Consider the following 10,284-nt stretch of genomic DNA (forward strand, 5'->3'; position numbering starts at 1 on the left):
CCGTCGACGAGATGGTGCGCACGGGTTGGGACGCCCGCCGCAGCGCGGGCTGAGGAGTACGCGTGGCCGAGTCCCCGATCGTCACCACGGCATCCGGCCCGGTGCGCGGTGTCTGGCGCGATCACGGCACACCCGCAGCATCCGCGGCGTTCCTCGGCATCCCGTTCGCGAAACCGCCGACGGGTGACCTGCGCTTCGCCGCGCCCGTCCCGCCCGATCCGTGGACCGATCCCTTGGATGCCACGCAGTACGGCGCCACACCGCTGCGGATCACCGGCGTCGACAACCTGATCCCCGAACCGGCGATCCCCGGCACCAGCACGCTGAACGTCAACGTGTTCACCCCCGACCTCGACGGCGCGCTCCCCGTGCTCGTCTGGATCCACGGTGGCGGCTACACCGAAGGGTCACCCGCGAGCCCCTGGTACGACGGCGCGCGATTCAACCGCGACGGCGTCGTGACCGTCTCGATCTCGTACCGGATCGGCTTCGACGGGTTCGGGCACATCGAGGGGGCGCCCGCCAATCGTGGCGTGCGCGACTGGATCACCGCCCTCGAATGGGTGCAGCAGAACATCGCCTCCTTCGGCGGCGACCCCTCCCGCGTCACGATCGGCGGCCAGTCCGCCGGCGGCGGGGCCGTACTGACGCTGCTCGGGATGCCGCAGGCACAGCACCTCTTCCACCAGGCGCTCTCATTCTCGGGCGCCGTCGCCGACGTTCCGCTGGAGACCGCCCGGCGACGTGCGGAACGGCTCGCCGAGCTCGGCGGAGTCACACCCGACATCACCGGGTACCGCAGTCTCACCGAACGCCGCATCCGCCAACTGCAACCGCAGGCGGCCACGCCCCGCAAAGGCATCGGCATGGTCCTCGACCTGCTCACCGACGGCCTGCCGTGGGGTCCGACCGTCGACGGCGAACTGATCGAGCGGCCGACCATCGACGCGCTCGCCACCGGCGTCGGCGCCGACAAACCGCTGCTGCTCGGCGCGACGGACGACGAGTTCACAATGGTCGCCGAGCGCGAGGGCAGATGGCTCCGGTGGATTCCGGCCGGCATCCTGCTCCTGCCGTTCCTGCGCGGCCGTGCGATCCGGCGGGCCTACCTCGCATCCAACGACGCGCAGCGCCAGAGGGGCGGCGTCGCGATGGTCGGGCGCTTCATCAGCGATCACGTCTTCCGCGTGCTCGTCCCGCGCGTCGCCGAGGCGAGGACGAAGGCGGATGCCGCGACCTGGACCTACCGGTTCTCGTGGGTATCGCCCACCAAGGGGTGGGCATGCCACTGCCTCGACGTACCGTTCTGGTTCGACGGACTCGACCGGGAGAAGGTCGCGTCTCTTGCCGGGGAGAACCCGCCGCAGAAGCTGGCGGGCGAGATGCACGGCGCCGCGGTGCGCTTCATTATGGACGGCGATCCAGGGTGGCCGGCCTGGTCGACGGCGCCGGGGATCTCACGCATCTTCGGCGGCACCGGCCCTGCGCTCACCGAAGACGCCTACGACAGCGTGCTCGCACTCGCGTGAGGCGGGGTGGGCCGGGGACGTTTCGTCTCGCTCCGCTCGCTCAACGCGTTTCGTCTGCGCCCTCCGGGCTCCGCTCAACGACCCGCACCACGCGCTGAGCGAGCCGCAGCGGGTCGTTGAGCGAGCGCAGCGAGACGAAACGGGCTGAGCGAGCGTCAGCGAGACGAAGCCGACCGGAGCCGCGCCACGATCTCGTCGACGAGCACGTCCGGCGCCCGGTCGACGGTCACATCGATGCCGGCTTCGTCATCGCCGAGCGCTTCGAGCGTCGCGATCTGCGAGTCGAGCAACGACGCCGGCATGAAATGATCGGTGCGCGCGCCGGCGCGCGAAGCCAAAAGCTCCGGCGACCCGGTCAGGTGCACGAACACAACTCCGGGCGCTGACGCGCGAATCCGATCGCGGTACACCCGCCGCAGCGCGCTGCACGCCATCACGAGTCCTGTTCCGGATGCCGCGCCGAACCGCTCGCCGACCGCGTCGAGCCACGGCCAGCGGTCGTCATCGGTCAGCGCGGTGCCGGCGTTCATCTTCGCCCGATTGGCATCGGAGTGCAGGCTGTCGGCATCTGTGAACGGCACGCCCAGCCTCTCGGCGAGGGCGATGCCGACGGTGGACTTGCCCGACGCCGACACCCCCATGACGCAGATCAGCGGGGCGTTCTCATTCACCAGTCGTGGACCGTTCCGTCGAGGAGGCGGTTGTACGGCAGGTAGGCCTGCTCGTACGGGTACTTGCCCGCCTCGTCGACGTCGAGTTCGACGCCGAGGCCGGGCTCGTTGCCAGGGTGCAGGTACCCGTCGGTCCAGGTGAAGGACTGGCGGAAGACCTGATCGGTCTTCTCGGAGTGCTTCATGTACTCCTGGATGCCGAAGTTGTGGATGCTCATTCCCAGGTGCATCGCGGCGGCCATCCCGACCGGGGAGATGTCGGTCGGCCCGTGCATGCCGGACTTGATCTGATACATCGCCGCATAGTCGAGGGTCTTCTTCAACGGGCTGATGCCGCCCATGTGCGTGACCGCACCGCGCACGTAGTCGATCAACTGGTCACGGATGATGTCCTTGAAATCCCACACCGTGTTGAAGATCTCGCCGATCGCCAACGGCGTGGTGGTGTGCTGACGCACCAGATGCAGAGCTTCCTGGTTCTCGGCCGGGGTGCAGTCCTCGAGCCAGAACAGGTCATACGGCTCGAGATCCTTGCCCAGCCGCGCCGCCTGGATCGGCGTCATCCGGTGGTGCCCGTCATGCAGTAACGGGATGTCGGGGCCGAACTCGTTGCGCACGGCCTCGAACACTCCGGGGAGGTGGTTGAGGTACGCGCGGGTGTCCCAGTCCTCCTCGACCGGCTTCGCACCGCGACGCGCCGGCTCGTGGTCGTACCGCACCGTGGCGTCGCCGACGTCCGCGCCCTGCGCGGCGATGCCGTAGATCGCCTTCAGCGTCGGCACCCCCGTCTGCACGCGGATCGCCTTGTAGCCCTGCTCCTGGTGCGACCGGATCGAATCGAACAGCTCGGGCAGCTCCTTGCCCGAGGCGTGTCCGTAGGCCATCAGGCCCTGACGGGACGCGCCGCCCAGCAACTGGTACACCGGCATCCCCGCGGCCTTGCCCTTGATATCCCACAGTGCCATGTCGACCGCGGCGATCGCCGCCATCGTCACCGGGCCCCGCCGCCAGTACGCACCGCGATACAGGAACTGCCAGGTGTCCTCGATCCGCGACGCATCCGCTCCGATCAGCAGCGGGACCACGTGCTCGGTCAGGTACGCCACCACAGCCAATTCGCGGCCGTTGAGGGTCGCATCGCCGAGCCCCGTGTGCCCCTCCGCCGTCGTCACCTTCAGGGTGACGAAGTTCCGCCCCGGACTGGTGACGATGACTTCAGCCTTGTCGATGATCATGATTCCTCCGATGGTGTCAGATGTGAGTGAAGTCGGCGGCCGCACGCGTGACAGCCTTGACGATATCCGGTTCGGCGAGACGCTCGTCGATGAGCGTGAGAAGCGCACGGATGCTGTGCTCGCCCTGGGCGACGGCTTCCGCCACAGCCCGGCCGTTGGTGTCTTCGGGGAGGGCATCGGCGAGCGCGCGGGAGACCCACGCACCGAGCACACGGATGCCGGCGGCGCCGTCGCGACCGGCGGCGCGCTCGGCGAGCAGCACGTCGAGGATACGCATGCGCAGTTTCGTGGTTCCGTCCTTGCCGATCTGCGCGAGCAGATGCTGGATGCGCGCGTTGTCGAAGCGCTCCAGCAGGGCGGTGCGGTAGTCATCGATGCTGAGATGCGGCGCGGTGAGGTGGCGGGCGACCTCATCCCACCACTCGTTCACCCAGGCGCGGATCTGCGGGTCGCCGATCGCCTGCGCGACCGTCTCGTGCCCGCGGGCGGCCCCGGCGTAGGCGAGGAAGGAGTGCGAGCCGTTCAGCATCCACAACTTGCGGCGCTCGAACGGGTCGATGTCCTCGACGAAGCGTGCGCCGGCGTTTTCCCAGGCGGGGCGGCCGGCGGGGAACTCTCCGCTGATCACCCAGTCGTGGAACGGTTCGGTCACGACGGGGCTGCTGTCTTCCCACCCCGTCCGCTCCCGGACCAGCACGATCTCGGCGGCGGTGGTCTTCGGGGTGATCCGGTCGATGGACGTAGACGGAAAAGTCACGTGCGCGTTCACGTACGCGAGCGTGTCGGATGCGCCGGCGAGCTCTGCGAGCGACGTCAGGGCCGTGCGCGTGAGTTCGCCGTTGCCCGGCAGGTTGTCGCACGAGACCACGGCGATGGGTCCGACATCTGCGCGGCGACGCGCCTCGAGTCCGGTGAGCAGGCGGGCGAGCGCGGTCTGCGGGCCTGTCGACAGATCGAGGTCGTCGTCGGCGAGGTGGGAGCTGAGCCATTCGAGATCGGATGCCACGGCATCCAGTCCCGTGTCGGGACGACCCTCACCGTCGACCGCATATCCCGCCTCGGTGATCGTGAGCGTGAGCAGCGCCGTCTCGGGGGCGGCGAGCGTCTCGGCGAGGATGTCGACGCGCGCGCCGTCGACGGCGTCGACGATCGCATCGATGATCGCGAGGCTGTCGCCGTCACCGGAGCGCTCGATCAGGGTGTACAGACCGTCCTGTGCCGCAAGCTCTTCGGCCGCGGTCGCGCTGCGTCCGGTGAACGCACGGATGCCCCACTCATTCGCCTCGTCGACGGCATCTGTGTACCAAGCCTGATGCGCGCGGTGGAAGGCGCCGAGGCCGAGGTGCGCGATCCGCACCGGTGCGCGGCCGAAGGAACGACCGGTGCGCTCGGCCGCCGAGGTGCGGTCGAGCGCGGTGGTGACGACGGCGCTCACAGCTTGAAGGCCTTCTTCGGAACAGTAGTGACGAGATCGACGGCGATGCGCTCGGCCTGCGCCCGGGAGATGCGCCCCTCGCCGACGAGACGGGCGAGGAAAGCTGAGTCCAGGCGGCGAGCCATGTCGTGCCGTGCGGGGATGGAGAGGAAGGCGCGGGTGTCGTCGATGAATCCCGAGCCGCGGTAGAAGCCGGCCGTCTCGGTGACGGCGGAGCGGAAGCGCAGCACGGCATCGGGAGCATCCAGGAACCACCACGGCACACCGATGTAGACGCTCGGGTAGAAGCCGGCGAGCGGCGCGATCTCGCGCGAGTAGACGGTCTCATCGACGGTGAACAGCACGATCTGCAATCCCCGCTCGAGCCCGTGCTTCTCCAGCATGGGGCGGAGGTTCTGCGTGTACGTCGTCGTCAGCGGAATGTCGTGCCCGGTGTCGGGGCCGAATCGGTCAAAGGTCGCCGTGGAGTGGTTCCGGTGAACCCCGGGGTGGATGGTCATGACCAGCCCGTCGCGAGCGCTCATGCCCGCCATGCGCAGCAGCATGTTGCCGCGGAACGCACGGATGCCGGCGGCACCCAGATCCCCGGCGACGGCACGACGGTACAGAGCGGCCGCCTCGTCGTCGGCAAGGTCCACCGTGTACGGCTCGACCACACCGTGGTCGGCCGAGACCGCGCCGTGCGCGATGAAGTGGGCCCGGCGCGCCTCGAGTGCGGTCAGGTACCCGGCGAAATCGTCGACGGGAGTGCCGTTGGATGCCGTGAGGCGCTCGACATTCGTGCGGAAGGCGGGAGCCGCCGGGTCGAGGTACGCGTCGGGGCGGAAGGTCGGCAGCACGCGGCCGTGGAACGTCTCGTCGGCGGCGAGCTCGGCGTGCACGGCGAGATCGTCCATCGGATCATCGGTGGTCGCCAGCACGTCGATGCGGAACTGATCGAACAGGGCGCGCGGCCGGTAAGCGGGTTCGGCCAGGCGCGCGGCGATGGTGTCGTAGATGGCGTCGGCCGTCTCCGCGGACGGCTCGACATCGATGCCGAAGAGGGTGACGAGTTCGTGGGTGAGCCAATAGCCGGATGCCGTGCCGGCGAACAGATGCCAATTCTCGGCGAGCGCCCGCCACACCGCGCGGGGATCGGCACCGGTCGTGCGTCCTGCGCCGACCGCGGCGAGATCGACGCCTGCGGCATGCAGCAGGCGGGTGACGTAGTGGTCCTTGGTGATGAACAGCTCGGCCGGATCGGAGAACGGGGCGTCGTCGCGCAGCATCGCCGGGTCGACATGTCCGTGCGGGGAGATGATGGGCAACTCGGCGACGGCGGCGTAGAGGTCGCGTGCAATAGCCCTGGTTGTGGGGTCGACGGGCAGGAGGCGGTCGTCATCGAGTTCAAGCGGCGCTGGCATGGGTTCCATGATTCAGATCACCCCAAACTGCGTCAACCGGTTGCCATATGTGGCCGTGGGATCGAGGCCGACGGATCAGTCGGCGTCGAGATGCACGGCGACGCGATCGAAGCCGGCGCCGCGCACCGCACGCAGGACTTCGGCACGCAGCGGTTCGCCGGTGATCGCCGAGATCTCCTCGCGCGGCGCCTCCAGGCAGGCCAGCTCTCCGTAGGCGCGCACGTGCACGTACCCGAGGCCCAGTCGCCGGAGCTCCTCCTCGGCGAGTTCGGTCTCAGCGAGCATGTCGTCGTCGTTCACGCGGATCCTCATCGTCGTGCGCACTGCGCCGGGTGGTTCTCTCCTATTCAGGGGTGCTGGCGACAAAGCCGCAATCGGTTGCCACCTGTTGCCCGCCTGACCTATGCTCACGACATGCCAGAGGAGCCCGCATCCCCTCCGCCGCGCAAGGAGCGCCCGACGATCTACGACGTGGCAGAAGCCGCCGGCGTCGCACCGTCGACTGTCTCGCGCGCCTTCTCACGCCCCGGCCGTGTCAATGCCGAGACCGCCGAACGCATCCGGCAGGTCGCGGCGGAGATGGGATACCGGACGAACCCGCTGGCCAGAGCCCTCCCCACCGGTAAGACCTCACTGCTCGCGATCATCGTCGCCGACGTCACCAACCCGTTCTTCTTCGAGCTGCTGCGCGGCGCGGAGGACACCGCGACCAAGGCCGGCTACACCCTGCTCGTCGCCGACGTGCAGGAGTCGGTCGATGCCGAGCGGCAGGCCCTGGACCGCGTGCTGCCGATGGTGGAGGGCGTCATGCTCGCTACCTCGCGCATGTCGGACTCATCGATCCGGGTGGCCGCCAAGCAGCGACCGACAGTGGTGCTCAACCGCTCGATGAGCGACATCGCCAGCGTCGCGACCGACAACGCTCGCGGCATGCGCCGTGCCGTCGAGCACCTCGGCGCTCTCGGGCACACCGGGATCACCTATGTCGCCGGCCCGGATGCCTCATGGGCGAACGGCGTCCGTTGGCAGGCGCTGCGCGAGGCGTGCCACGAGCTCGGGCTCGGTGCCCGCCGGATCGGTCCGTTCTCGCCTACGCAGGCCGGCGGCCTCTCGGCGGCCGGTGAGCTCGCCGCGACCCCGAGCACGGCCGTCGTCGCCTACAACGACCTGCTGGCGATCGGCCTCATGCGCGGGCTCCAGAGTCTCGGCATCCGCATTCCCGAGGATGTCTCGGTCGTCGGCTTCGACAACATCTTCGGGGCCGACTTCTGCACCCCGCAGCTGACCACCGTCGCCGCCCCGCTGCGTCAGCTCGGCTCCGTGGCGGTGCAGACGCTGCTCGATGACCTGAATGGCACGTTGCGCATTCCGCGGAGTTCGCCTGGCGGGCCGCTGAAAACCGCCCTGCTGCCGGCACGGCTCGTCACCCGGGCATCCACCGGCCCCGCCAACCCCCTGAACGACTGGCCGAACGGGGGCAGACCGGCCTTCAGCGAAGGGGCCGCGTTCTGATCCGGCTGTTGCCGCACCCGCATGACAAAGCATGGCAACGGGTTGCCATGCTGTCGATTCGGATGGATGAATAAGATCTTCGTCGTCATCGGCGGCATCCTCAGCGGCATCTTCACGGCGACCGAGTCGGCCGTCATCGCTGTGCTGTACTGCTTCGTCCTCGGTCTTCTGCAGCGCACGCTCCCGATCCGCGAGCTGCCGAAGATCATCCTGGAGGCCGCGAAGGTCACGGGCATCATCATGCTGCTGATCGGCGTCTCCGGCATCCTCGGCTACGTGCTCGCCTTCGCACGCATCCCGCAGTTGGTCACCGAGGGTCTGCTCGGATTCACCGACAACGTCGTGGTCGTGCTGCTGATCATCATGGTCGGGCTGCTGCTGGCCGGAACCGTGATGGATCCGACACCGGCGATCCTGATCTTCACGCCGATCTTCCTGCCGGTCGTGACGGCGTTGGGCGTCAGCCCGATCCATTTCGGCGCGATGATGGTGTTCAACATGTGCCTCGGCAACATCTCGCCGCCGATCGGCAACAACCTGTTCGTGGCATCACGCGTGGCCAACGTTCGACTCGAGAAGGTCATCGCCCGCCTGTGGCCGTTCTTCTGGGCGCTCGTGGTCGGACTGTTCATCGTCGCGTTCGTGCCGGCGATCTCGATGTGGCTGCCCGAGACTCTGGGGCTCATCCGCTGATCCCGGGACGACCGGAACGGGCGACCGGAGCGGGGCTGTGAGCGGATCGTGTCCGCCCGCAGCCCCGCTGTCGTCCGCCTAGCCGACCAGCGCGATCTCGTTGGGCGTCTGCGGCAGCTCGCCCTCGGCGACCTGCTCCCCCGTGGTCGCGTCGATCGCGACGATGGTGCGGTTCGCGGCATCCGTGACGTAGACGACGTCGCCGTCGGCGGCGATCGCCGGGTGCGGCTGCTGCCACTCCGACGGGCCCTCCCAGGCCTCGATCGCGTCGTGGGATGCCGTGATCTCACCCGTCGCCGGGTCGATCACGTGCAGCTTGCCGTCCGAGCTGATCATCGCGGCATCTCCGCTCTCGGTGCGCGTCACACCGCGGAAGGTGTAGCTCACGCCGTCGGGAAGCTCGACCTTCTCAAGGGTCTGGGCTGCGGTGTCGACCAGGGCGATCTTCGTCAGCAGCGAGCCCTCGGCATCCGGGTCGTCCTTGTAGTCCATGACCACGAGCGGGCTGTCCTCGGACACGTAGGCGTTGCCGATGCGGCCGTACTCGTCCGGCGAGGTCAGCTTCGTGATCTCGCCGTCGTGGAAGAGGAGCGCACCGTTCTCGCAGCCGAAAACGACCGCCTCGTCCTGCACTGTGCCCTCACCGTGGACGCCGGGGCACTCCGCGCTGGTCGCCAGCTCGGCGCCGTCGGCATCCACGGCACGAATGCCGGTGCGGGTGGTGGCATCTCCGACGGTGGTGACGAACGTGCCGTCCTCCAGCAGCACGGAGACACCATGGTGCGCTTCGACGCCCTCGATGACCTCGGCCTCGGGCAGTGCACCGTCGGTGTCGGCCAGGGCCGCCGTGTCGAAGATCGTGGTGTCGCTGGTCGCGTCGTCGTAGAGCACCGTCTTGCCGCCGTGCCTGACCACGTGCCCGGCTGCCGCCGCTTCCACGACCAGGTCGGTCAGCTCGGGCTCGCGCACGTCGAGCAGCTGGAACCCCTCCGAGGTGGTGACGAACGCGTGGCGGCCGTCGCCGGCGGCGTTCAGCCGGACGAAGTCCTCGGACGGAAGGTCCTCGATCACCTCGAGCGTCTCGCCATCGACGACGAGCACGCCTCCCGCGTACGCCACGGCGATGCGCGGCCCCTCGGCCGCAGCATCCGCACTCGTGGAGGTCGACTCGGGTGATTCCGCCGGCGGCTGGGCCGAGCACCCGGTCAGCAGCAGCGCGGCCACCCCGACGCCGGCCGCGAGACGCGCGGTTCGATTCAGCTGTGTCATGTTCTTCCTTTCGTTGTGCCCTCTCAGGCGGGTCATGGGCTCAGGCCCTGAACGATGCGCTCGGTGTTGACGCGCATCATGTCGAGGTAGGTGTCGCCGGGTTCACCGGACGGTGCGAGAGATTCGGTGATGAGCTCGACCACGGCGACATCCCGGTCGGCTTCATCCGCGAGCACCTGCACGAGCCGATCGGGCTGCGAGGACTCCGCGAAGATCGTGCCGACACCCGCGGTGTCGATCGCGGTCACGAGCTCCTGGAGGTCTGCGGGGCTCGGCGCGGCGAGCGTGGTTCCGCCGGGGATGGCCGCGCCGAGAAGGGTCACGTCGTACTGTCGTGCGAGGTAGCCGAAGACGTGATGGTTGGTCACGAGTGCGCGGTGCTCAGCGGGAATCGCTGCGAGAGAAGTCGTCATCTCCTCATCGAGCGTGAGGAGGGCGGCGCGGTAGTCGTCGGCTGCGTCGAGCACGTCGGCCTCCGCGTCTCCGGCGAGCTCTGCGATCAGCGGCGCGATCGCGTCGACGACGAGCACCATCTGC

General features: G+C 68.7%; 10 protein-coding genes. 3 read left to right on the top strand and 7 right to left on the bottom strand.

Going from position 1 to position 10,284, the window contains the following annotated elements; translation table 11 throughout:
• Window positions 1-62 precede the first annotated feature (62 nt).
• Window positions 63-1,529, top strand: coding sequence for a carboxylesterase/lipase family protein (locus ACTICP_RS14585; protein ID WP_441893597.1), 1,467 nt, complete (start codon window positions 63-65; stop codon window positions 1,527-1,529).
• Window positions 1,530-1,684: 155 nt separating this feature from the next.
• Here the strand turns inward: ACTICP_RS14585 and ACTICP_RS14590 are convergent, their stop codons facing one another.
• From ACTICP_RS14590 to ACTICP_RS14610, 5 genes are all read right to left on the bottom strand, one after another.
• Complete coding sequence (locus tag ACTICP_RS14590) at window positions 1,685-2,200, bottom strand: gluconokinase (protein WP_441893599.1); 516 nt, start codon at window positions 2,198-2,200, stop codon at window positions 1,685-1,687.
• Entirely contained in the window at window positions 2,197-3,435 is a 1,239-nt protein-coding gene (manD, locus tag ACTICP_RS14595) for a D-mannonate dehydratase ManD (protein ID WP_441893601.1), read from the bottom strand. Before manD ends, ACTICP_RS14590 begins: the two co-directional genes overlap by 4 nt.
• A 16-nt stretch (window positions 3,436-3,451) precedes the next feature.
• Window positions 3,452-4,870, bottom strand: a complete 1,419-nt coding sequence (locus ACTICP_RS14600; protein ID WP_441893603.1) for a mannitol dehydrogenase family protein — start codon at window positions 4,868-4,870, stop codon at window positions 3,452-3,454.
• Window positions 4,867-6,273: a glucuronate isomerase gene (uxaC, locus tag ACTICP_RS14605; protein ID WP_441893605.1), complete on the bottom strand. Its 1,407-nt coding sequence runs from the start codon at window positions 6,271-6,273 to the stop codon at window positions 4,867-4,869. Before uxaC ends, ACTICP_RS14600 begins: the two co-directional genes overlap by 4 nt.
• Before the next feature lie 75 nt (window positions 6,274-6,348).
• The gene (locus tag ACTICP_RS14610) at window positions 6,349-6,573 is read right to left on the bottom strand and encodes a hypothetical protein (protein ID WP_441893607.1); all 225 of its coding nucleotides are present in this window, start codon (window positions 6,571-6,573) and stop codon (window positions 6,349-6,351) included.
• A 114-nt stretch (window positions 6,574-6,687) separates the two neighbouring features.
• On the opposite strand from ACTICP_RS14610, the gene ACTICP_RS14615 reads away from it, so the two are divergent.
• Both ACTICP_RS14615 and ACTICP_RS14620 read left to right on the top strand, forming a co-directional pair.
• A complete protein-coding gene (locus ACTICP_RS14615; protein ID WP_441893609.1) occupies window positions 6,688-7,785 on the top strand; it encodes a LacI family DNA-binding transcriptional regulator in 1,098 nt (365 codons plus the stop codon).
• A 66-nt stretch (window positions 7,786-7,851) separates the two neighbouring features.
• Window positions 7,852-8,478 carry a TRAP transporter large permease subunit gene (locus tag ACTICP_RS14620; protein WP_441893611.1) on the top strand — a complete coding sequence of 209 codons (627 nt, stop codon included), beginning with the start codon at window positions 7,852-7,854 and terminating at the stop codon, window positions 8,476-8,478.
• Between the two features lie 78 nt (window positions 8,479-8,556).
• On the opposite strand, the gene aztD is transcribed toward ACTICP_RS14620, so the two are convergent.
• Complete coding sequence (gene aztD, locus ACTICP_RS14625) at window positions 8,557-9,747, bottom strand: zinc metallochaperone AztD (protein WP_441893613.1); 1,191 nt, start codon at window positions 9,745-9,747, stop codon at window positions 8,557-8,559.
• Between the two features lie 32 nt (window positions 9,748-9,779).
• On the bottom strand, window positions 9,780-10,284 hold a 505-nt coding region (locus ACTICP_RS14630; RefSeq protein ID WP_441893616.1), incomplete at its 5' end, for a metal ABC transporter solute-binding protein, Zn/Mn family.

The organism is Microbacterium sp., assembly GCF_052102115.1.
Taxonomy (GTDB): domain Bacteria; phylum Actinomycetota; class Actinomycetes; order Actinomycetales; family Microbacteriaceae; genus Microbacterium.

What these genes read in the sequence shown, in the direction of transcription:
- uxaC (WP_441893605.1), bottom strand. Translation starts at nt 6,273, where the DNA reads ATGCCAGCGCCGCTTGAACTCGATGACGACCGCCTCCTGCCCGTCGAC.
- aztD (WP_441893613.1), bottom strand. Translation starts at nt 9,747, where the DNA reads ATGACACAGCTGAATCGAACCGCGCGTCTCGCGGCCGGCGTCGGGGTG.
- ACTICP_RS14620 (WP_441893611.1), top strand. Translation starts at nt 7,852, where the DNA reads ATGAATAAGATCTTCGTCGTCATCGGCGGCATCCTCAGCGGCATCTTC.
- ACTICP_RS14615 (WP_441893609.1), top strand. Translation starts at nt 6,688, where the DNA reads ATGCCAGAGGAGCCCGCATCCCCTCCGCCGCGCAAGGAGCGCCCGACG.
- manD (WP_441893601.1), bottom strand. Translation starts at nt 3,435, where the DNA reads ATGATCATCGACAAGGCTGAAGTCATCGTCACCAGTCCGGGGCGGAAC.